The organism is Microbispora hainanensis, from assembly GCF_036186745.1.
Taxonomy (GTDB): domain Bacteria; phylum Actinomycetota; class Actinomycetes; order Streptosporangiales; family Streptosporangiaceae; genus Microbispora.
In genome coordinates, this window is sequence record NZ_CP108086.1 from 2,965,470 (window position 1) to 2,986,564 (window position 21,095).

Annotated in this window: 19 protein-coding genes; 13 read left to right on the plus strand and 6 right to left on the minus strand. The window is 70.1% G+C overall.

Annotation, left to right across the window (positions count from 1 at the left end; genetic code table 11):
• Window position 1 precedes the first annotated feature (1 nt).
• Together OHB01_RS13965 and OHB01_RS13970 are read right to left on the minus strand one after the other, a co-directional pair.
• The gene (locus tag OHB01_RS13965; protein WP_147942652.1) at window positions 2-355 is read right to left on the minus strand and encodes a DUF742 domain-containing protein; all 354 of its coding nucleotides are present in this window, start codon (window positions 353-355) and stop codon (window positions 2-4) included.
• On the minus strand, window positions 352-2,394 hold the full coding sequence (locus OHB01_RS13970; RefSeq protein ID WP_328708521.1) for a nitrate- and nitrite sensing domain-containing protein: 2,043 nt from the start codon (window positions 2,392-2,394) through the stop codon (window positions 352-354). The genes OHB01_RS13965 and OHB01_RS13970 overlap by 4 nt, the downstream gene beginning before the upstream one ends.
• A gap of 233 nt (window positions 2,395-2,627) precedes the next feature.
• Between OHB01_RS13970 and OHB01_RS13975 the strand changes: the two genes are divergently transcribed.
• The 3 genes from OHB01_RS13975 (at window position 2,628) to OHB01_RS13985 (ending at window position 4,706) form a co-directional block, all read left to right on the plus strand.
• Window positions 2,628-3,560, plus strand: a complete 933-nt coding sequence (locus OHB01_RS13975) for an EamA family transporter (RefSeq protein ID WP_328855479.1) — start codon at window positions 2,628-2,630, stop codon at window positions 3,558-3,560.
• Window positions 3,561-3,569: 9 nt separating this feature from the next.
• On the plus strand, window positions 3,570-4,184 hold the full coding sequence (locus OHB01_RS13980; protein WP_328855480.1) for a GntR family transcriptional regulator: 615 nt from the start codon (window positions 3,570-3,572) through the stop codon (window positions 4,182-4,184).
• Between the two features lie 150 nt (window positions 4,185-4,334).
• A complete protein-coding gene (locus OHB01_RS13985; RefSeq protein ID WP_328855481.1) occupies window positions 4,335-4,706 on the plus strand; it encodes a hypothetical protein in 372 nt (123 codons plus the stop codon).
• 29 nt (window positions 4,707-4,735) lie between these two features.
• On the opposite strand, the gene OHB01_RS13990 is transcribed toward OHB01_RS13985, so the two are convergent.
• Window positions 4,736-5,758, minus strand: a complete 1,023-nt coding sequence (locus tag OHB01_RS13990; RefSeq protein ID WP_328855482.1) for an LCP family protein — start codon at window positions 5,756-5,758, stop codon at window positions 4,736-4,738.
• 286 nt (window positions 5,759-6,044) lie between these two features.
• On the opposite strand from OHB01_RS13990, the gene OHB01_RS13995 reads away from it, so the two are divergent.
• The 4 genes from OHB01_RS13995 to rfbD are packed head-to-tail and all read left to right on the plus strand — an operon-like array spanning window position 6,045 to window position 10,386.
• Window positions 6,045-7,496, plus strand: coding sequence for a sugar transferase (locus OHB01_RS13995; protein ID WP_419197576.1), 1,452 nt, complete (start codon window positions 6,045-6,047; stop codon window positions 7,494-7,496).
• Window positions 7,497-8,564 carry a glucose-1-phosphate thymidylyltransferase gene (locus tag OHB01_RS14000; RefSeq protein ID WP_328855483.1) on the plus strand — a complete coding sequence of 356 codons (1,068 nt, stop codon included), beginning with the start codon at window positions 7,497-7,499 and terminating at the stop codon, window positions 8,562-8,564. It abuts the gene before it with no gap.
• Complete coding sequence (rfbB, locus tag OHB01_RS14005) at window positions 8,561-9,529, plus strand: dTDP-glucose 4,6-dehydratase (RefSeq protein WP_328855484.1); 969 nt, start codon at window positions 8,561-8,563, stop codon at window positions 9,527-9,529. Before OHB01_RS14000 ends, rfbB begins: the two co-directional genes overlap by 4 nt.
• A complete protein-coding gene (gene rfbD, locus OHB01_RS14010) occupies window positions 9,529-10,386 on the plus strand; it encodes a dTDP-4-dehydrorhamnose reductase (protein ID WP_328855485.1) in 858 nt (285 codons plus the stop codon). Before rfbB ends, rfbD begins: the two co-directional genes overlap by 1 nt.
• Before the next feature lie 12 nt (window positions 10,387-10,398).
• Here the strand turns inward: rfbD and OHB01_RS14015 are convergent, their stop codons facing one another.
• Window positions 10,399-11,454, minus strand: coding sequence for a hypothetical protein (locus OHB01_RS14015; protein WP_328855486.1), 1,056 nt, complete (start codon window positions 11,452-11,454; stop codon window positions 10,399-10,401).
• Between the two features lie 37 nt (window positions 11,455-11,491).
• Window positions 11,492-12,646 carry a glycosyltransferase family 4 protein gene (locus OHB01_RS14020; protein ID WP_328855849.1) on the minus strand — a complete coding sequence of 385 codons (1,155 nt, stop codon included), beginning with the start codon at window positions 12,644-12,646 and terminating at the stop codon, window positions 11,492-11,494.
• 40 nt (window positions 12,647-12,686) lie between these two features.
• Here OHB01_RS14020 and OHB01_RS14025 point away from each other — a divergent pair, with 40 nt between their 5' ends.
• From OHB01_RS14025 to OHB01_RS14040, 4 genes are all read left to right on the plus strand, one after another.
• Window positions 12,687-13,799 (plus strand): DUF1972 domain-containing protein, encoded by a 1,113-nt coding sequence (locus OHB01_RS14025; RefSeq protein ID WP_328855487.1) that lies wholly within the window; start codon window positions 12,687-12,689, stop codon window positions 13,797-13,799.
• A gap of 3 nt (window positions 13,800-13,802) precedes the next feature.
• Entirely contained in the window at window positions 13,803-15,086 is a 1,284-nt protein-coding gene (locus tag OHB01_RS14030; protein ID WP_328855488.1) for a hypothetical protein, read from the plus strand.
• Entirely contained in the window at window positions 15,064-16,083 is a 1,020-nt protein-coding gene (locus tag OHB01_RS14035; RefSeq protein WP_328855489.1) for a hypothetical protein, read from the plus strand. Before OHB01_RS14030 ends, OHB01_RS14035 begins: the two co-directional genes overlap by 23 nt.
• Before the next feature lie 62 nt (window positions 16,084-16,145).
• The gene (locus OHB01_RS14040; protein WP_142648047.1) at window positions 16,146-17,039 is read left to right on the plus strand and encodes a phosphotransferase family protein; all 894 of its coding nucleotides are present in this window, start codon (window positions 16,146-16,148) and stop codon (window positions 17,037-17,039) included.
• Window positions 17,040-17,059: 20 nt separating this feature from the next.
• Here the strand turns inward: OHB01_RS14040 and OHB01_RS14045 are convergent, their stop codons facing one another.
• A complete protein-coding gene (locus OHB01_RS14045; RefSeq protein WP_142648048.1) occupies window positions 17,060-17,968 on the minus strand; it encodes a sulfotransferase in 909 nt (302 codons plus the stop codon).
• A gap of 97 nt (window positions 17,969-18,065) precedes the next feature.
• On the opposite strand from OHB01_RS14045, the gene OHB01_RS14050 reads away from it, so the two are divergent.
• Both OHB01_RS14050 and OHB01_RS14055 read left to right on the plus strand, forming a co-directional pair.
• Window positions 18,066-19,370, plus strand: a complete 1,305-nt coding sequence (locus OHB01_RS14050; protein WP_142648049.1) for an O-antigen ligase family protein — start codon at window positions 18,066-18,068, stop codon at window positions 19,368-19,370.
• Window positions 19,367-21,058, plus strand: a complete 1,692-nt coding sequence (locus tag OHB01_RS14055) for a right-handed parallel beta-helix repeat-containing protein (RefSeq protein ID WP_168065962.1) — start codon at window positions 19,367-19,369, stop codon at window positions 21,056-21,058. Before OHB01_RS14050 ends, OHB01_RS14055 begins: the two co-directional genes overlap by 4 nt.
• Window positions 21,059-21,095 lie beyond the last annotated feature (37 nt).

Sequence of the window (21,095 nt, forward strand, 5' to 3'; positions counted from 1 at the left end):
CTCACAGCGCCTGGAGTCCCTGGATCACCTCGCGGAGGATGCGCTCCTCGGGCAACTGGGCGACCGTCGCCTGCGGCCGCGCGGTGATCAGCCCCTGGTCGCGCAGGTCGCCCAGCAGGATGCGTACGACGTTCAGCGACAGGCCGAGCTCCGAGGCCAGGTCGGCCACGGACAGCGGAACCCGGCACAGCTGCAGGATCCGCCAGTGCTCGGGGGCCAGCCCGGAGACCCCGCTGTAGGCCGCGGGAGCCGTCCTGATGACGGTCATCAGGTCGAAGTCGGGCCCGCTCGGCCGGGTGCGGCCACGGGTGAGCGTGTAGGGGCGCAGCAGCGGTCCGTCCTCGTGCGCGGTCACGAGTCCTCCTGACCGCGTTGCCAGCCCGCGCGGAAGGAGGAGTACAGGTCGCCACGCTCCTCCTTGAGCTGCGGCGCCAGGCTGGCCTGCCGCACCCGGCGGGGGAGGGAGTCCTGGGCGCCGCCGCCGATCGGCGGCGTGAGGGCCAGGGCGGGAGGCGGGGTGTCCGGCTGGGCGAGCCGCTCGACCACCGGCTCCCTGGTGTCGTTCTCCACCACGATCTCCTGCGGGAGCAGGAGCACGGCGCTCGTCCCGCCGTACGGCGAGGTGCGGAGGGAGACGCGGATGTTGTGCCGCCGGGCCAGCAGCCCGACGACGAACAGCCCGAGCCTGTCGCTGTCGGCCAGGTCGAACTCCGGCGGGTCGGCGAGCCGCGCGTTGAGGTGCGCCAGCTCCTCCTGGGGGATGCCGAGCCCACGGTCCTCGATCTCGATGGCGAAGCCCCGGGCGACCGGCTCTCCCCTGACCTGCACGCGGGTCTGCGGCGGGGAGAAGACCGTGGCGTTCTCGATCAGCTCGGCGAGCAGGTGGACGACGTCGGTGACGCTGCTGCCGGCGAGGGAGTAGCCGTGCGGCATGTTCACGTCCACCCGCAGGTAGTCCTCCACCTCCTCGGTGGCGGCGCGGGCCACGTCGTACAGCCGGACCGGTCTGCGCCAGCCGCGGCCGGGGACGGCGCCGGACAGGATGATCAGGCCCTCCGCGTGGCGGCGCATGCGGGTGGTGAGGTGGTCGACGCCGAACAGCCGTTCCAGCAGGTCGGGGTCGTTGATCTCCTTCTCCAGGCCGTCCAGCATGCCGAGCTGGCGCTGCAGCAGCGACTGGCTGCGCCTGGCCAGGTTCAGGAAGACCTTGTTGACGCCCTTGCGCAGCTCGGCCTGGCCGACGGCCGCCTCGATCGCGGTGTGCTGCACCGAGGTGAACGCGCGGCCGAGGTTCTCGACCTCGACGGTGCTGCTCGTGCGGACCACCGGCGGCGTCTCGGCCGTCACGTCGACGTCCTCGCCGCGCCGCAGCCGCCGTACGAGGTCGGGCAGCCGCCGCCCGGCCAGGTCGGCCGCGGCCTGATGCAGGGTGATCAGCTCGCCGGTCACCGTACGGGCGAACCGGAAGGAGATGAACGCGGTCGCGAGCACGGCCGCCAGGCCGAGCCCGCCGACGATGCCGATGTCCCAGAGCACGCTCCGCGCCAGCGGCGCGGCACTGGCGGCGGTCGCGGCGGCGGCGGTGTCGGTCGTCTCGGTGAGCTGGCGGGTCAGGGCCTGGGCCGTCGTCGGCCAGGCGATGGCCTCCGGCGGGAGCGGCTGGCCGGGCCGCACCCGGGAGATCACGTCGTCCTCCAGGGCGACGAACGCCGTGTAGACCGGGGCGGAGTTCAGCGCGCCGTATTGCCTGAGCAGGTCGGCGTTGAGCTGGCTCGTGCCGAGCTGGTAGAGCAGGCGGCGCTTGCCGACCATGCCCGAGAAGGCGTCGCGCTCGTCCTGCGTCATCCGCCCGGCCGCCTGCGCGCCCAGCACGAGCGCGGACTGCTGGCTGACCAGCTCGCGGCTGCGGGTGACCAGGATGAGCGCCTTGGCCTGCTCGATGATGTCGATGTCCGGGGAGATCATCAGCCGGTCGTAGACCTGGTGGGCGGTCTCGACGACCGAGCTGTACTCCTCGATCGCGTCGAGGCGGGTGAGCCGATGGTCGTCGATCTGGCCGCGCAGGATGTCGAGCCGCTCCATCTGCCGGATCAGGTCCTGGAGCCGGTCCCACATGGCGGGCGGCGTCTCGTCCCTGGCCTCCTCCGACAGGCGGGTCAGCAGGACGGCGGAGGCGTCGGTCTTGCGGCGCTGCACCTGGAGATCGGTGCGCAGCGAGGAGGTGCGCCAGGCGAGGTAGCTCACCGACACGAACCGCTCGGTCTGCAGCTCGTTGATGGCCTGACCGACGGGGGAGACGACGTTGTCATAGACCTTCTGAATGCGCAGGAGCTGCTGCCCCTGCTCGATGGTCAGCTTGGCGGCGAATCCCCAGATCACCACCAGGGCGGTCACAGGCACCAGCAGAATCGCGAATATCTTGAAGCGGATGGACCGTTTCCGACCAGCCATTAGACCTGCCCGTCGGTTACATATGTGTTAACAGTGGCGAAACCATAGCAATCCGTGAGTCCTGTCACCAGGGATCGTTCCTAACGACTTGGGCCACAGCCCCATATCGGGACAGTCTCGACGTTGCGGGGGGAAATTGCTTGCTCAGCGCTGTCTAGTTGTCAGACAATCCTCGCATGAACTCACGATCGGGCCCGCTCGCCGTGGTCGCGGCGGCCGTCCTGTGGGGGACCGCGGGCACCGTGGGCACCCTCGCCACCGCCGGCTCCGTCTCGCTGGCCGCGGCCCGCCTCGTGCTCGGCGGGGCCCTGCTGGGCGCGCTGGCGCTGGCCGCGCACCGCCGCACCCCTGGCCGGAACGTTCCGATGCGCTGGCCGCTGGTCCTCGGAGCCGCCGCGGTCGCGGCCTACCAGCTGTGCTTCTTCGCCGCTGTCAGCAGGACAGGCGTGGCGATCGGCACGGTGGTGGCGATCGGCAGCGGCCCGGTCTTCACCGGGCTCCTGTCCTGGATCGCCGGGCGCGAGCGGCCGAGCGGGCGCTGGGCGCTCGCCACGGCCGCCGCGGTCGCCGGATGCGCCGTGCTCGTCACCGGCGGGGGAGGGGGAGAAGGACCGGGCGGCGCGGACGCGGGAGGTGTCGCGCTCGCCCTCCTCGGCGGGCTCCTGTACGCCTTCTACGCGGTCGTGGCGGCCCGGGCCATCGGCAGGGGCATGCAGTCGGGAGTCGTCATGGGCGTTCTCTTCGGCGGCGCGGCCGTGCTCATGCTGCCGGTCCTCGCACTGACGGGACCGGCCTGGCTCGCGCGTCCGGGCGGCCTGCTGACCGCGCTCTACCTCGGCTGCGCCACGACGGGGCTGGCCTATCTCCTGTACGGCCGGGGTCTGCGCACGACCCCCGTCGCCACGGCGGCCACGCTCGCGCTGGCCGAGCCGGCCGTCGCGGCCCTGCTGGGCGTCGTCGCGCTGCGCGAGCACCTGTCCCTCGTCTCGTGGGCCGGTCTGGTGCTGCTCGCCCTGGGGCTGGTCGTGGTGGCGCTGCCCGCCGGGACGCGCGCGCCGGGCACCTCCGCACCCGAGACGCCGAAGGCACCGGCCGGGAGCCGCCACTAGGCTCGGCACGTGACCACCCTGAGGCCCGTCTCCACCGTCGAGGCGCTCGCCGCCGCGCTGCGCGAGCGGGTGCTGTCCGGGGACATCGAGCCGGGGGCCGCGCTGCCCGAGCAGGAACTGTCCGCCCGATACGGCGTGGCCCGCCCCACCGTGCGGGAGGCGCTGGCGCTGCTCGTCCACGAGGGACTGCTGCGGCGTGAGCGCAACCGCAGCGCGTACGTCCCGGTGATCACCTCCGCCGACCTGGCCGACCTCATGTACGTGCGCGCGCCGCTGGAGGAACTGATGGCGCAGGCCGTCGCGGGGCGCCGGGTGACGGCGGCGGAGGAGGCGCTGGACCGCCTGTCCGGCCTCCCGCCGGGCGCGCCCTGGGCCGCCGTGGTGGCCGAGCACATGGCGCTGCACGAGGCGCTCGTCGCCGCCGCCGGCAGCCCCCGCCTGGAGCGGCTGTACGTCACGCTCGCGGCCGAGACGCGGCTCGGACTCGTCGGGCTCAGGCACGCGTACGAGGATCCCCACGAGCTCGCCGCGGAGCACGCCGCGCTGCTGCGCGTCATCGCCGAGGGACCGGCGGACGTGGCCGTCCGGGCGGTGCGCGAGCACCTGCGGTGGCGGCACGCCTGAGCCCGGAGGAGCTCCGGGCGATTCGCCTCGCGCCGTTTCCCCCGGGCGGATCGCCCCGCACCGCTTCCTCAGGCGCGGTTTCCCTCGCACCGCCTTCTTGGGCGCGGTTTCCCTTGCACCATGCCGCTTCAAGTCGTCACAATCGCGCCCATGCACGGCAACCCAGTGCCGGACACCTATGTGTACGTCACCGAAGAAGGCGTGACACGTCACTACGCCGACGGCAGCGTCGAGGCCCTCGCTTGGGAGGACGTGGTCGAGGTCCGCGTCGGCGGCCACGGCGACCAGCATCCGCCCGGCCAGCCGGAGGACGTCTTCATCGTCCTGCTGGACCGTGAGGGCGAGGGCTGCGTGGTGCCGCACTCGGCGACCGACGCGAGCTTCCTGGCCCGGTTGCGCTACCTGCCGGACTTCGACCTCGACCGGCTGAGCACGGCGGTCGAGAGCGCGCGTTCGGACTACGTCGTCGTATGGCGCAGCCCCGAGCCGCCGTCCCCGTTGCCCGACCTCGAATACGACTGACAGGAGGCGGGCCCGGGGACGGCCGGGGGTCACCTGACGAAGGAGGACTCGTTCAGCCCGCCCTGGTCGGCGAAGTAGCGCTCCAGCGTGTCGTTCCGCAGCGCGTCGGCGAGCTCGGCGCCCTCCTTCGCCTCGAGGCGGACGATGCTCGCCCCCTTGACCGTGTCCGTGCCGGCGACGGGGTAGGTCGTCGAGCGCAGGTCGTCGCCTCGAATGTCGCGGAGTTCGAGCGCCAGGCTCCTGAGGGTCTTCATGTCGACCCCGGAGTCCACCGTCACGGAACGGGTCAGCGCCTGAAGGAACTCGTCGAGTGCGAACGGATTGGTCAGCATGCCCTTGCTGACCACTTTTTGGGCCATCGCCCGAAGGAACGCCTGCTGTCGTTTAATACGGTCGAAATCTCCGCCGGGCAGTCCGTAACGCTGACGTACGAATAGCAATGCCCGCTCGCCCTCGAGATGAACGTTTCCCTGCGGCCACGTGACTTTGTTGGCGGGGTCGTAGACCTGGCGGGCCACGTAGAGGTCGACGCCGCCCAACGCCTTGCTCATGTCGACGAAACCCCGGAAATCCAGGGCGGCGAAGTGGTCGATCCGCACCTTGACCAGCTTCTCCACCGTCTTGATGAGCAGGCGCGGGCCGCCGTACGCGTAGGCGGCGTTGATTTTGTCGTGCCCGTGACCCGGGATGGTCACATAGGAGTCACGAGGTATGCCGATGAGGAAGATCCGCTTCCTGTCCGCGGGGATGTGCGCGATCATGATGCTGTCCGACCGCTGGAAGCCGCTCTCTCCCGGGCGTCTGTCAGCGCCGATGACCAGCCAGTTCTGTGCGGCTCCCACCACCTTGGCAGGTCGGTCCCACTCCTCGGGGAACACCTGCTGCACCCGCCGGAGGTTGGTGTCGTACACGTGCTGGCGCTGCATCAGCACCGCGAAGAGCGCGGCCGGCGGGAGGAGGAGCACGAGGGTCACGACGATCAGCACCTTGCGCCGGCGTGACACCCGCGCCGGTGGGGTCGCGGTGAGAGGTAACTGCCCGGATGTCGTCACGAGGCGTCCAATGCTCGGTTCCTTGTCCTGCACGGATGTATTCCAAAGCAGAGATCTACCGTAACTGGCCCATACCAGTCACACGAGACGTACCAATACGTAGTGAAATCGGAACCACGTGTGGGGCGTCTTGTCCAGCATGCGACTATGGCCGCATGTGGACGTATGGTTGAACTTCCCTGTAACTTCTGTGATCCCCTAGGATCGTTCCAATCATCACCTTCTGGCGCGGAGTTGAACCGGGCGGTCTTCCTCCGAGAAGGAGGATGGGCAGAGGCGAGGGCGTATGGACATTGCCGTTGACGACGCGTTATACGCCGTGAGGGAGGCGACGGACCGGGCCGGTTGGGCGCGTCGCCACATTCGCGTGACGATGGCGGGCGACGTGGTGTGCGGCGCGGTGTCCGTCCTCGGCGTGCTGGGAGTCAGGCTCCTGCTGGGCGAGGCGGGGACGTGGGAGAGCGTGCTCGCGGCGACGCTGGTCGTCGCCTGGCCGCTGGTCGTCGCCCTCATCGGCGGATACGACACCCGTCATCTCGGGGACGGCGCCGAGGAGTACCGCAAGGTCCTCCACGCGACGGCCGCCCTCGCCTCGATCGTGGCGATCTCCGCCTACCTCACCCAGACCCTCCTGGCCCGCAGCTACGTGATGGTCGCCATCCCGCTCGCCGGCCTGTCCTGCCTTCTCCTGCGCTACACCCTGCGCAAGCGGCTGCACCGCAGGCGCCGCGCCGGCGAGTGCCTGCGACGGGTCGTCGTGGTGGGGCACTGGGCTTCTGTGCTGGAGCTGCACGCCCAGCTGAGCCGCCAGCGCCACCACGGCATGCGCATCGTGGCGGCGTGCGTCCCGCCGGAACAGCAGATGGACCTGCCCGCCCAGTTCGACGGTTTCCCGATCCTCGGCGACTTCTCGGACGTCGCCAAGGTGGTCGAGCGGGTGGGCGCGGACACCGTCGCCGTCCTGTCCTGCCCGGAGCTGGACGGGTCGATGCTGCGCCGCCTGACGTGGCAGCTGGAGGAGACGGGCACCGAGCTCTACGTCGCCTCCGCGCTGATGGAGGTGGCCGGGCCGAGGATCAGCATCCGCCCGGTCGCCGGCCTGCCGCTGCTCCACGTCGCGCACCCCGACCTGAGGGGGGCCAGGCAGTTCGTCAAGAGCGTCTTCGACCGGGTGGTCGCGGCGATCATCCTGATCGTGATCCTGCCGGTCCTGCTGATGATCGGCCTGGTGATCAGGGTGACCAGCGAAGGGCCGGCCCTGTTCCGGCAGCCCCGCGTGGGCAAGGACGGCAAGCTGTTCGTGCTCTACAAGTTCCGGACGATGGTGCAGAACGCCGAGGCCGTCAAGCACGAGCTGGCGCAGCGGGACGACGGGAACGGCGTGCTGTTCAAGATGCGCAAGGACCCGAGGGTGACGCCGGTCGGGGCGGTGCTGCGCCGCTACTCGCTCGACGAGCTCACCCAGCTCGTCAACGTGCTGCGCGGCGAGATGTCCCTCGTGGGCCCCCGCCCGCCGCTCCCCGAGGAGGTGGCCCAGTACGGCGACGACGTGCGGCGGCGTCTGCTGGTCAAGCCGGGCATGACGGGCCTGTGGCAGGTGAGCGGCCGATCCGACCTGACCTGGGAGGAGTCGGTGCGGCTCGACCTGCGCTACGTGGAGAACTGGTCGCTCATCATGGACCTGCAGATCCTCTGGAAGACGTGGTCGGCGGTCGTCGGCGGGGAAGGTGCGTACTAGGTGAAGGCGCTCGTGCTGGCGGGCGGATCGGGAACGCGGCTGCGGCCCATCACGAACACCTCGGCCAAGCAGCTCGTGCCGGTCGCCAACAAGCCGGTGCTCTTCTACGGCCTGGAGGCGATCGCGGCGGCCGGCATCCGGGAGGTCGGCATCGTCGTGGGCGCCACCCACGCCGAGATCGAGGCCGCCGTCGGAGACGGGCACGGGCTCGGCCTCGACGTGACCTACCTGCGGCAGGAGGCCCCGCTCGGGCTCGCCCACGCCGTGCTCATCGCCGCCGACTACCTGGGCGACGACGACTTCGTCATGTATCTCGGCGACAACTTCATCGTCGGGGGGATCACCGAGATCGTCCGCCGCTTCGCGGCCGACAGGCCCGCGGCCCAGATCATGCTGACCCGCGTTCCCGACCCGCGGCAGTTCGGCGTCGCCGAGATCGGCCCGGGCGGGCGCGTGGTGGGCCTGGAGGAGAAACCGGAGTCGCCGAAGAGCGACCTCGCCCTGGTCGGCGTCTACCTGTTCACCCCGGCGGTGCACCGGGCCGTGGCCGAGCTCAAGCCGTCGCGGCGGGGCGAGCTGGAGATCACCGACGCCATCCAGTGGCTGATCGACGAGGGACACCGGGTGGAGTCCACGGTCATCTCCGGATACTGGAAGGACACGGGGAACGTCGCCGACATGCTGGAGGTCAACAGACTCGTCCTGGAGGGCCTCGAACCGGCCGTCCGCGGGCGGGCCGACGAGGCCAGCGAGCTGATCGGCCGGGTCGTGATCGAGGACGGCGCACTGGTGACCGGGTCGCGCATCGTCGGTCCCGTCGTCATCGGCGCGGGCTCCCGGATCAGCGACTCCTACGTGGGCCCGTTCACGTCCATCGGCGCCGACTGCGTCGTCGCGGACAGCGAGATCGAGTACTCGATCGTGCTGTCCCGGTCCTCCATCACCGGCGTACGCAGGGTCGAGGCCTCTCTCATCGGCCACGATGTCGAGGTCACGCCGGCCCCCAACACTCCCCGGGCACATCGGCTCGTGCTCGGCGACCACAGTAAGGTACAGATTTCATCGTGAGGGTCCTCGTCACGGGCGGGGCCGGGTTCATCGGCTCGCACTACGTCCGCACCCTGGTCTCCGGCGGCTATCCCGCGTTCGCGGGGGCACGGGTCACCGTCCTCGACAAGCTCACCTACGCGGGCAACCTCGCCAACCTGGAGCCCGTCTCCGGCGGGTACGACTTCGTCCGCGGGGACGTCTGCGACGCCGCGCTGCTCGCCGAGGTCGTCCCCGGGCACGACGTCGTCGTGCACTTCGCCGCCGAGTCGCACGTCGACCGTTCCATCGACAGCGCCGCGGAGTTCGTGCGGACCAACGTGCTGGGCACGCAGACGCTCATGCAGGCGTGCCTTGACGCCGGCGTCTCCAGGGTCGTGCACGTGTCCACCGACGAGGTCTACGGCACGATCGAGTCCGGCTCGTGGGACGAGGATGCGCCGCTGCGCCCCCGCTCGCCGTACTCCGCCTCGAAGGCCGGCGGCGACCTGATCGCCCGCGCGTACGCGGTCACCCACGGCCTGCCGGTCATGACCACGCGCTGCGGGAACAACTACGGCCCCTACCAGTACCCGGAGAAGCTCGTGCCGTTCTTCGTCACGCGGCTGATCCAGGGCAGGAAGGTCCCGTTGTACGGCGACGGCGGCAACGTCAGGGACTGGGTCCACGTCGCCGACCACTGCAGGGGCATCCAGCTCGTGGCCGAGCGCGGGGCGCCCGGCGAGATCTACCACATCGCCGGGACGGCGGAGCTGGCCAACAAGGAGCTGACCGCCCGGCTGCTGGAGGCGTTCGGCTGCGGCTGGGACATGGTCGAGCACGTGCCCGACCGGAAGGGCCACGACCGGCGTTACTCGCTGAGCGACGCCAAGCTGCGGGCGCTCGGCTACCGCCCGTCCGTCGCCTTCGACGACGGCATCAGGGACACCGTCGCCTGGTACGCCGCCAACCCCGGGTGGTGGAAGCCGCTGCTCGGGGAGCGGTGATGCGCTGGCTGATCACGGGCGGCGGCGGCATGCTGGCCGCCGACCTGGCCCGGCGGGCCGGCAGGGAGGCCGGGATCGGGGAGGTCGTCGCGCCGAAGCGGGCGGATCTCGACATCCGCGACCCCGCGGCGGTGCGCGCGTGGGTGCTCGGCCACCGCCCGGACGTGGTGGTGAACTGCGCGGCCTGGACGGCCGTGGACGACGCGGAGAACCACGAGGACGAGGCGCTGGCGGTGAACGGCCACGCGGTCCGTGAACTCGCCGCCCGCGCGGCCGAGGCCGGCGCGCGCTTCGTGCAGGTCTCCACCGACTACGTGCTGGCGGGGACGGATCCTGAACCCGCCTCCGAGGACGCGAAGACGGAGCCGCTCAACGCGTACGGGCGGACCAAGCTGGCGGGCGAGCGCGCGGCGCTCGAGCACGGCGGCCACGTGGTGCGCACCGCCTGGCTGTACGGCTCCGCCGGGCCGAACTTCGTCCGCACCATGATCCGGCTGGCCGCGGAGCGGGAGACGGTCGACGTGGTGGACGACCAGCACGGGCAGCCCACCTGGACCGCCGACCTGGCCGACCAGGTGATCCGGCTGGTCCGCGCGGCCGCTCCGCCGGGGGTCTACCACGGCACCAACGCCGGCCGCACGACCTGGTACGGCCTGGCCCGCGAGGTCTTCACGCTGCTCGGCGCGGATCCCGGGCGGGTGCGTCCGGTCTCCAGCGCCGCCTTCCCGAGGCCCGCGCGCCGTCCCTCGTTCAGCGTGCTGTCGCACGACAGGTGGGCCGAGGTGGGGCTGCCCGCCATGCGGGACTGGCGGGAGGCGCTGCACGACGCCTGGCCCGAGCTCGTGGCGCGGCCGTAGCCCATCACGAGCTCACCGGGCCGAACGCGGCGCCTCTCTGCCGATGTCGACGACCCGCAGCTCCTCGTCGTCCACGTTGTAGTTCAGCAGGGCGTTCCGGTCGTAGACCGCCGTGCTGTCCTCGTCCTCGGCCGGGAGGCTCTGGGCGGCCGGCACAGTGGCGGGCGCCTGAAGCGCGGGCTCATCCTCCTCGGGCCTGAGGCGCCGTACCGGCTGGGCCTTGGCCAGCACGACCCGCCGGCGCTTGCGCTGGCCGAGGCCCGTGGTCACGCGGCGGACGCCCGCGATGGGGTTGGTGGCCCGGAGGAACGACACCACCACGGCGATGAGCACGCCGAGCGCCAGCCCGATCGCCACGTTCTTCGGCAGCTTGCTCGGCGAGATGCGCAACGGGTTGGCCTGGTCGATGAAGCGCGTTCCGTCGTTGTAGGTGGCCAGGTCGATCTGGGCGTCGCTCTCCTTCAGCCGGAGCTGGACGAGGACCTCCGTGAGGGAGGTCGCGAGGGCGCTTCCCGCGGGCGCGGACTTGAGACTGTCCCGGATCTGGGTCTCGGTCGCCTTGATGCTCTTGAGCAGCTTGGCCTGATCCGCCTTGGCGGACTCGGCGGTGAGGGTCTGGTAGGCCGCGACCACCGAGTTGGCGATGTTCGCGGCGACCCGGTCCGTGCGCGCCGACGCCTGCACCTCGATGATGCCGCCGCTCGTGCCGGGAGACGCCTGGACGGATTCGCGCAGGGTCTCGAGATCGACCTTGAGCGCGTACTGGGCCGTGAGGATCTCCTGCGCCTTCTTGAAGACCTTCTCCGACTGGGCGAACGCCGCCCGCTGAGCGGTGTAGGCGATGTAGCTGCTGTCGGAGGAGACGCCCTGCCGCAGGAACGAGGTGCTCCGCGGGTCGGTGACTGCGAAGCGGGCGGTGGCCGTGACGTTCGTCAGAACCAGCAGGGTGGCCCCCGCCGCGATCACCCCGGACAGAAGGATGATGAGGAAAGAGGACCAGCGGTAGCGCCATACCGCCTCGAGGAGTCCGACATCGGCCAGGGTTTCCTCCACGTCGTCGGTTGCCACCGTCCCTTTTCCTCCCCGTTTCTGATCCTCATGCAGTTTATGCTGACGCTATCGGCGCTGAAAGGACGCGGACGATGTCGCTGTGATAACGCGCAATGGCGAAACGTTCACATGCGGCATTCCTGCCGCTTCTCGCCAGGTCCAGCGCGTGCGGCCAATCATCGAGCAGGGATTCGACCGCCGCGGCGAGCGCCTGGGGATCGCCCGGCGGGATGAGGAGGCCGGTGCGGCCGGTCTGAATGATCTCGTCGAGGCCCTGCACGTCGCTGGCGACCACGGGACGTTCGGCCAGCATCGCCTCGACCGCGACGTTGCCGAACGACTCCCCGTACGACGGCACCAGCACGATGTCGGCGTCGTCCACGAAGGGGGTGACGGGGTCCTGGAATCCGGCGAAGACCACCCCGTCGTCGGCCAGGTCGCGCAGTTGTTCCTCGAACCATTCGTAGCCGGGGAAGACCGAGCCGACGAGCGTGAGCGTCACGTCGCGCCCGCGCGCACGCAGCAGTGCGACGGCCCGGACGGCCACGTCGCAGCCCTTGCGCGGCGACAGCCTGCCGACCACCACCAGTCTTCCCTGAGGCGCCTCGCGAGGAGGCTTCACCTCGTCGTGGTCGGGCACGCCGTTGTAGACGACGCTCACGCGGTCACGGGACACCCCCGCGCCGACCAGGGTCCGGAGGCAGACGTCGCTGTTGGCGACCACGTGATGCGCGAGCCGTACGGGGGCCGTGAGGAGACGCCGCATCAACGACGGCAGGTACTGCTCGGCCTCGTGGGCATGGCAGACGACGCGAACGCGAGCCAGGCGCCCGGCGACGATCCACAGCGGAATCGTGATCGTGTTGACATAGAGAGCGGTCGGGCGTTGCCGCCTGAGCAGCGCGACCATCCGCGGCAGGACCGTGAGCGTCCGCCACGCGAGCGCGAGCAGGCCGGAGGGGGAGAGCAGGGACTTGCGGAGCACGGGCGTCGGCATGATCATGATCTCGGCGCCCACCTCCTTCAGGCGATCCGCGAGCGGGCCGTCCGCTGGAAGGATAAATAGGACACGATGCGTATTCGCTACCGCTCGCACAGACTCTAGGACCATCCGGTCAGACCCGTATAAATCAGGCGATGGATGGGCGATTACCACGCGTTTCATGTCGAAGTTTCCGCAGCCTAAGGTATCGTTCTCCTGATTTTTCATTCTGTCATCACTTCGACGCCAGATCTCCTTGGAGGGCCGGTTGCAGATCGCGATGATCGGCACGAGAGGGGTTCCCGCACGTTACGGCGGATTCGAGACCGCCGTCGAGGAGATCGGCCGGCGCCTGGTGCAGGCAGGGCACGAGGTGCGCGTCTACTGCCGCTCCGGAGAAACCCGGATGCGGGAGTACCAGGGAATGCGACTCGTGCACCTGCCCGCGGTCCGTCACAAGGTGCTGGAGACGCTGAGCCACACCGCCCTTTCGGTCGGGCACCTGCTCGGCAGGCGCACCGACGTGGCGCTGGTCTTCAACGCCGCGAACGCGCCGCTGCTGCCCCTCGTGCGCGCGGCCCGCATCCCGGTGGCCACGCACGTCGACGGCCTGGAGTGGAAGCGCGCCAAGTGGAACGGCGCCGGTCGCAAGTACTACCTCCTCGCGGAACGGCTCTCGGTGCGCTGGTCCCAGGCGATCATCGCGGACGCCAGGGCGATCCAGGACTACTACTGGGAACGTTACAAAGCGCCGAGCGTGATGATCCCGTACGGCGCTCCGATCCAGGAGCGGAGCGACGAGGAGATCCTCAGGGAGGCGGGTTACGAACCCGGGCGATACCACCTCGTGGTGGCCCGGTTCGAACCGGAGAACCACGTGGACCTCATCGTCGAGGGCTACACCCGCAGCGCGGCGGAGCACCCGCTGATCGTCGTCGGTTCGGCCCCCTACGCCGCCGAGTACACGCGGAAGATCGAGAGCTTGGCGGAGAAGGATCCGCGCGTCCGCCTCGTGGGCGGGGTCTGGGACCAGAGGCTGCTCGACGCGCTCTACGCCGGCTGCTCCTCCTACCTGCACGGCCACTCGGTGGGAGGCACCAATCCCTCCCTGCTGCGTGCCATGGGCGCGGGCGCCCCGGTCATCGCCTATGACGTGGTCTTCAATCGTGAGGTGCTGGACGACACCGGAGCGTTCTTCGCCGACGCCGAAGCGCTGGCCAAGACGCTGGAGTCGGCGGAGAAACGGCGCGACCAGGAGGTCGCCCGCGGCGCGGCCGCCCGGGAACGGGCTCGCACCTTGTACACCTGGGACGATGTCGCGGCCCGTTACGAACGGCTGTGCCTGGACCTGGTGGCGGGGCGAGTCATGGCCGAGGACTGACGGGTGCCGGGTCTCGCCGGACGGGTACGCAAGGTCGTCGCCTCCGCGGGTGGATCGGTCGTCGCTCAGTTCGTGACCGCGCTGAGCAGCCTGCTGCTCCAGCTCGTCGCGGCCAGGGAACTCGGCGCCACGGGGTTCGCCGCCTTCACGTTCCTGAGCACCACGCTCGTACTGATCACCACATTGCACACCTCCTGGGTGGGCGACTCGCTGACCGTTCTGGATCGCTTCGAGTCGCCTGTCCGGGCCGCCATCGCCGCCTCGCTGGTGACGTCACTGGCACTGGGCGCCGTCGCGAGCGTGATCCTGGCGATCGTGCTGCGCGCGGCGGCCGGGCCGGGCGCCCTGCTGTTCGGCGGGCTCGTCCTCCTCTGGCTGCTGGAGGACACCGTGCGCCGGCTGCTCTCCGCGCGCCTGGAGTTCGGCCGGTTGGCCACGAACACGGTGGTGGACTTCGTCGTCGCCTTCGCGACGCTGAGCGGCTTCTGGCTCGCGCACGCGCTGAGCTTGGAGACGATGCTGGTCGCGATGTGCGCCGGATCCCTGGCAGGAGTCGTGCACGCGGTCATCGGGCTGCCTCGGGACGAACTCCGCTGGCCGCGTCTGCGGGAAGCCGATCTGCAGCGGATCGTTCCGTTCGCCACCTGGAGGGTCGCGCAGGCGGCTTTGCGCCCGCTGACCCTGATGGTGACCCGGGTCGCCATCGTCGCCATGGTCTCCAGCGCGGCGCTCGCCGCCAACGAAGGCGCTCGCCTGCTGCTGTCGCCGGCACTCACGTTGGTCTACGGTGTGGGTGCGTTTCTCCTGCCGCGGATGGTGCGGCATCGGCAGGCCGGCCTGCCGCTGCGGCCTCGCCTTGCGCTGACCGCCTCGATCGCGCTCACCGCCGTCACCGCCGTCGCCGGTACGATCGCGACTCTGCTGACGAAGCCGCTGGAGCCGTTCGTGACCGGAGGCAACTTCCCGCTCGACCCGATCACGGTGGCGGCATGGGCGGCCTACTCGGTGAGCATCGCCGCGACGCTGCCGGTCAGCATGCTCGCCACCGCGTACCGGCACTCCCGGCTGGTGTTCGCGGTCCGGCTGGGCGAGTCCGTGATCGGCGTCGGCCTGCTCCTGGCGATGCTGGGCGCGCGGCCCGATCTGGTGAAGCTTGCTCCGTTTTGTATTGGCATAGGGGGCGTTGTGACATCTGTGATCCTTGTCATGCGACTGCGTGTAGTGCGGGATCAGGGGGCCGCTCTGCCCACGGAGAGGATGAGCCGTGTGGCGCAAGCTGATTCTTAGCGCTCTTCTGCTGACCGGGATCGGGATCGCGATGCCGGTGGCCGCGAACGCGCGCGAGCCGCTGCCTCAGCCGTCCGCGCTGCCCACGTCGCTGTGGACGCGTGCCTTCGACCTGGCCGACGAGCGGATCGACCAGTCCAGCGGGCTTTTCGCGAGCCGGGTCAACCCCGGAGTGGTGTGGACGTTCAACGACAGGGAGGGCCCGCTCCGGCTGTTCGCCGTGGGGCCCGACGGCCGCACCAGAGCCGTGCTGACCGCGGGGAACGTCACGGCGATCGACCCCGAGGCGATGGGGGGCATGTCCGCCCCGGACGGTACGGCCTACCTGTACGTCGGAGACACCGGCGGCAACGCCACCCCTCGCTCCGAGGTCGTCGTCTACCGGCTGGTGGAGCCGACCAGGCTCGCGGACGCGTCGGTTAAGGCCACCGGCTACCGCCTGACCTATCCCGACGGCGCGCACGACGCGGAGACGCTGCTGGTCGACCCGCGTACGGCGGAGCTCTACGTGGTGACCAAGAGCCCGAAGGGCGGCGCCGTCTATCGAGCTCCCGCCGAGCTCTCCGAGACCGGCCCCAACCCCATGACGCTGGTGCGGACGCTGCCCTACGTGGTCAGCGACGGCGTGATGGCGGCGAGCGGCCACATGATCTTGCGTAGCTACAACAAGGCGCGGGTCTGGGACGCGGTGAACGGCAACGAGACGATGCTGCTCAACCTCCCTCAGCAGAAGCAGGGCGAGGGAGTCGCGCTGACGCCCGACGGAAAGTCCCTGCTGATCTCCAGCGAGGGAGTCAAATCGCCGGTGTGGCGGATGAACCTGCCCACGGCCCTGGTGCCGCAGCAGCCCCGGCTGCGTGACGTCTCCGACTCGGCACCGGAAGCGGACGCGAGGTCCATGCCGTCCATGCCGGTGACGCTGGGACTCGGCATGGCGGTGGTCGTCCTGACGGCCGCGCTGATCTTCGTGGTGCGTGCGGAGAATCGGAGGGTGTGACATGGACGTCACGCGACAGCCTGTGCCGGGCGCCACGCCGCCGCCCGTGTCCCGGTGGACCGATGTCTGAGCGTTATCTGGCCTACCCGCCGGGCCGGGGAAACGTCTGGATCCCGGCGCGCGGGAGCCGGTCGGCCGCCGCCGGTCTCTCGCTGCTGACGTTCTCGAAACCGTTGCCGCTCGCGCTGCAGTTCGCGCTCTTCGCCGCGGTCCGGGCGGCGGGTCCGCTGTTGTTGCCTGGCCGCCGCAGGCCATGGTCCCCACCCGTCGCCGAGGAGGCGTGGAAGGCGGTGGGCGAGCAGGCGGCGGACGTCGTCGGGCCCTGGGACAGCCTCGCCGGCTACGTGCGCCCGCAGGCGTCCCGGGCGGACGGCGCCGCGTTGCTGCTGCTCCGCGCCGGACGGCCGCTGGGGTTTCTCAAGATCCGGCAGTCACCGGCGGAGCTCGAACGGGAGGCCGTCGCCCTGGCGGCGCTCGCGGCCGAGGATCAGGTGCTGTTCCGCGTGCCCCGGGTGCTCGGCAGCGGTGCCGCGCAGGGGCTGCACTGGCTGCTGTTGTCGCCCATGGAACCGGTGCCCGCGCGCCCGGCACGAAACGTCGACATCGCGCGACTGACCGAGCGGATCAGTTCCGGTCTCGAGGGCGAGCTGCCCCGGCCGTCCCACACGCCGGGGCACTGGCGGCCGATGCACGGCGACCTGACTCCTTGGAACCTGCGGCGCACCCGTACTCCCACGCCGTGGCTGATCGACTGGGAGGACGCGGGATACGGCCCGCCGGAGGCCGACGAGGCCTACTTCCTGGCCACCCGTCAGGCCGTCTACGGGGGTCCGCCTCCCGGGCGAACCTACGGCGAGGCCGCTGTCTACTGGCACGACGTGGTGAGCCGCCGAACGACGGATGACCCCGATCTCGCTCAGCGGCTCCTGCGGATCCTGCGGGAGCTGGCCGGTTAGAGCTCCCCGTGGTTCACGGTTCAGGGAGCCGCCCAGTCCGGGAACGAGCGGCCGACCAGTTTCTCCAGCGCGGCGTTGTGCGGGGCGAAATGCTCGATCAGGCGGCGCTTGGTCGACGCGGAGATTTCCGCTTTGGGGGCGGAGTTCCATACTTTCCCGGCCCGCGCCAGCGGGGCGGGCGGCAGGCCGAGAAACGCGGCCGCCTCGTCACAGACGCGCTGGGGGTCCCGGTAGAACTCTTCGCTGCTGGTCACGTGGAACCTGTCCGCGGGGAAGTGGTCGAACCATCGCCGCAGCGCCTTCTCGTATTCGCTCTGAGCCACGTAGGACTGCTGCTCGTGGGCGTAGCTCCGATAACCCGGATCCTTGAGGAGGCGCTCCTCCTCGCCCGCGGTCCGCTCCGCTTCCGCGTCCAGCGCCTCTTCGAACGACAAATGCTCGGCGCCGTTGCGCACTCGCTCCCGATAGTGCGAGAACGTGCGCTCGACCGGGTCACGCAGGATCAGAAGGATGCGGGCATCCGGCACGTCCCGGCCCGCGCGCTGGGCCGCCAGCGGGTGATAAAGGTAGTACGGCGAAGCCTCGCCCGTCAGCACCGGCATCCCGCTCCGCCGCGCGGCGCGCCCGCGGGCCGCCTGGCTGGGCAGGTGCGACCGGTACCACCGCATGCCGCGTTCGTAGTTGCTGTCGAAAAAGTGCACCCCTTTTGTATGGTTCGCCTTGGGGAGCAGGTCGGCGCTGGGAAAAAGGGGGATGATCCCCGGGTGCTCCAGGAGCGCGTAGTAGAGTGACGTGGACCCTCCTCGCTTGGCGCCGATGAGAAGGAAGTCGGGGTCTTTCCTCGCCCGCGCCGTCGCCATTCCATACGCTCTGAACGCACTGCGTCCGATTCCGAGGACGGACTCCGGTAACAGGTCCCGCACGCTCATACTTTCGGTTCTCCTTGATGTGTGGCGGCCGCCTGCCTAGAATGTCGACCTATTCGGGTGCATACCTGGAGGTCGGCTCAGGGCGAGGAGAGTCTGCATGATTAGGGCTCGTCATCGCCATAAATACCATCATTGGTGGCCCGTCCTCATACCTATCGCACTCATCCTCGCAAGCGAGTACAAACTGCGCTCTCGCGCGGCCAGTGAGTCGATCGGCGGGGGTGTCGACGCGACGATCCTGCTGGAGGTCGGCGTCTACGGGGTGGTCGCCCTCTACCTCTACCGCCGGTTCGGCATCGGCGCCCCGCGACGGCGGCCCTCCTCCATCCGGCTGCTCACCTGGGGATGGACCGCCTACTCGGCGCTGAGCGTGCTCTGGACCCCGTTTCCCGCCTTCGCCGCGGTACGCGCCGTCCAGTTGCTCATCATCGCCGCGGTCTGCCAGGTCATGATCAGCTGGGCGGACCGAGAGGATCTGTGGCGGTTGGCCCACGCGTTCATCGTGCTCGTCGTGGTCTCCGTCGGTATCGGCGTCGCCATGCCCTTTCCGCGTACGCCGCTGACCGCGGACCGTTTCAACTGGCTCTACGTCCATCCCGTCACCGCGGGCATCTTCCTCGGCATCGCCATCCTGCTCATCGCCGGGTTCGTGCTGCCCGGGGGGCCGCCGCGAAGCTGGCCCCTGTCCGCCTACCTGGTCGCGGCCGCGATCCTGGTCGCCGCTCTCATCGGCACCGGCACCAGAGGAGCGGCCGGCGGCTGCCTGGCCGGGCTGGCGGTGATGTGCTGGCTGGCCCGCGGCACCCGCGGCCGGGTGATGTTCCTGATGATCGCGGTCCCCGCGGCCATCGTGGCCGGACTGGCCTTCACCGATCGGCTGGTCGGGTTCGCCACCCGTGGGGAGACCGTCGAGCAGCTGGAGACCCTCAACGCTCGCACCGACCTGTGGACGTTCGCCCTGCGGGCCTTCGAGACGGAGCCCTTCTTCGGGAACGGCCTGTCGTCGACCCGGGGGCTCTTCCTCGACGAGATGGGACTGGGGGGCGGCCACAACGCGTTCGTCAACGTCCTGGTCGAGGGCGGGGTGGTCGGCCTGGTCCTCTTCTGCATGCTGGCCCTGGCGCTGATGGTTCGCCTCGTGACGCTGACCCGGCTGCGGCACATCCGTACGGAGGCCGCCATGCTGCTCGGGCTGATGGTGTTCTTCGCCGTGGACGGCATCACCACGGAGACCGTGGCGGCCCCGGCCAACGTCGACTCGGTGTGGCTCTTCGTCGTCATCGCATGGACGATCATTCTGGCGCGTCAACCGGCGGCGGACGAGACGCGTTCCGTGGCCGGCGGCGCGACGAACGCTCCCGAACCGCCGCCAGACGCGGCGTCGCCCGAGGTGGTCAGATGAGAACTCCGTACCTCAAGAGGAAGGCCGGTGCCGCCGGTCTGGCGATGCTGGCGTTCGTCGGCACCGCCGTCGTGGTCTGGAACCACAAGACGGCCGACGCGGCGGTCACCGACTGGCGTACGGCCGGGCCGCTCACCATCGGAACCACGAACTACACCGTGCCCCCGGGGGCGTACTTCGTGGCGCCGTGGGGCGACGACGCCGCCGCGGGGTCCGAGGCCACACCGTGGCGCACGGTGGGCAGGGCGGTGCGGATGGCCCCCGCCGGAGCGGTCATCGTGCTCCGCGGCGGCGTGTACCACGAGTCCGTCGAGGTGTACGGCAAGCGGCTGACGCTGCAGGCGTACCCGCACGAGGCGGTGTGGTTCGACGGCTCCGAGCCGGTGTACGGCTGGGTGCGCGACGGGTCCGTCTGGCGCAGGGACGGCTGGACCGTCCGTTTCGACAACACCGATCCGACGGCGGGGGGCGGCCCGGCCTGGCACATGGTCGGTCCGGAGAACCCGGTGGCCAACTGGCCCGACCAGGTGTTCGTCGACGGTCAGCAGCAGAGGCAGGTGGCCGACCGGGACAAGGTCACCCCCGGCACCTTCGCCGTCGACTACGACACCGGCAGGCTCTATCTCGGGTCCGATCCGACCGGGCACGAGGTGCGCGCCAGCACTCTCGCGGAGGCGCTCTACCTCAACCTGGCCCACGGCTCCTCCGTTCTCGGCATCGGGTTCCGCCGCTACGCCACGCCGCTGAAGCGGATGGGCGCGGTGAAGGGATACGGGAACGACATGACGTTCGAGAACGACGTCTTCGCCGACACCGCGGTCGCCGGGCTCAGCATCCTGGGCGACCGGATCGTCGTGCGGCACAACGCGATGCTGCGCAACGGGCAGCTCGGGCTGCACGCGCACCGCACGAACGGGGCCGTCGTGACCGGCAACCTGATGGAGGGCAACAACTGGGAGCGCTTCGAGCAGGCTCCCGTCTCCGGCGGCATGAAGATGACCAAGTCGACGGGGCTCCAGCTCACGGGCAACCGCGCCCAGCGCAACCACGGGCCGGGCCTGTGGCTCGACGAGTCCGTGTCCGATGCCGTGATCGCCCGCAACCTCGCCTGGTTGAACGCCGGGCACGGCATCGACTTCGAGATCTCGGCGCGTGCGCTCATCGTGGGAAACCTCGTGGCCGACAACGGCAAGAACGGGCTGTACGTCAACGAGTCGAGCGACGTCCGGCTGTGGAACAACACGGCGCTGCGCAACGGCGAGTCGCAGATCAACATCGTCGACGGCGCGCGGGAGCAGGCCGACCCGAAGATGCCGTGGAACGTCTCCGGGGTCGAGGTGCGCAACAACCTGCTCCAGGGAGGCGGCAGCGGGCCGCAGATCTCGGTGCAGGACCTCACCGGCAGGCGTACGGCCGAGCAGATGGCCACGCTGGACTACAACGCCTATATCCGCAGAAGCGACGACCACGGGGCGCTCGTCAAGTGGGCGGATCGCTCACGGGGCGGCGGGACTTACATGAAGCTGAACGGAATTCAGGAACAGGCGCAAATAGAACGTCACGGTCGTGAGGTTCCGGCGGAAAACGCCCAATCCGGTCTTCCTGCCGGCGCCCCGCTCCCGTCTGATGTCGCAGGCTGGCTGGGCGCCCAGTCGGGCGCGCGCGACGTTCCCGGAGCCCCGTCCTAGGGCTCCTCGCGCGGTACTAGACCCAATCGTGATCGCA

Excerpts from the sequence above, each read along its gene's own strand:
- OHB01_RS13975 (WP_328855479.1), top strand. The coding sequence starts at position 2,628 with ATGAACTCACGATCGGGCCCGCTCGCCGTGGTCGCGGCGGCCGTCCTG.
- OHB01_RS13985 (WP_328855481.1), top strand. The coding sequence starts at position 4,335 with ATGCACGGCAACCCAGTGCCGGACACCTATGTGTACGTCACCGAAGAA.
- OHB01_RS13995 (WP_419197576.1), top strand. The coding sequence starts at position 6,045 with ATGGACATTGCCGTTGACGACGCGTTATACGCCGTGAGGGAGGCGACG.
- rfbD (WP_328855485.1), top strand. The coding sequence starts at position 9,529 with ATGCGCTGGCTGATCACGGGCGGCGGCGGCATGCTGGCCGCCGACCTG.
- OHB01_RS14020 (WP_328855849.1), bottom strand. The coding sequence starts at position 12,646 with ATGAAAAATCAGGAGAACGATACCTTAGGCTGCGGAAACTTCGACATG.
- OHB01_RS14040 (WP_142648047.1), top strand. The coding sequence starts at position 16,146 with ATGTCTGAGCGTTATCTGGCCTACCCGCCGGGCCGGGGAAACGTCTGG.
- OHB01_RS14045 (WP_142648048.1), bottom strand. The coding sequence starts at position 17,968 with ATGAGCGTGCGGGACCTGTTACCGGAGTCCGTCCTCGGAATCGGACGC.
- OHB01_RS14050 (WP_142648049.1), top strand. The coding sequence starts at position 18,066 with ATGATTAGGGCTCGTCATCGCCATAAATACCATCATTGGTGGCCCGTC.
- OHB01_RS14055 (WP_168065962.1), top strand. The coding sequence starts at position 19,367 with ATGAGAACTCCGTACCTCAAGAGGAAGGCCGGTGCCGCCGGTCTGGCG.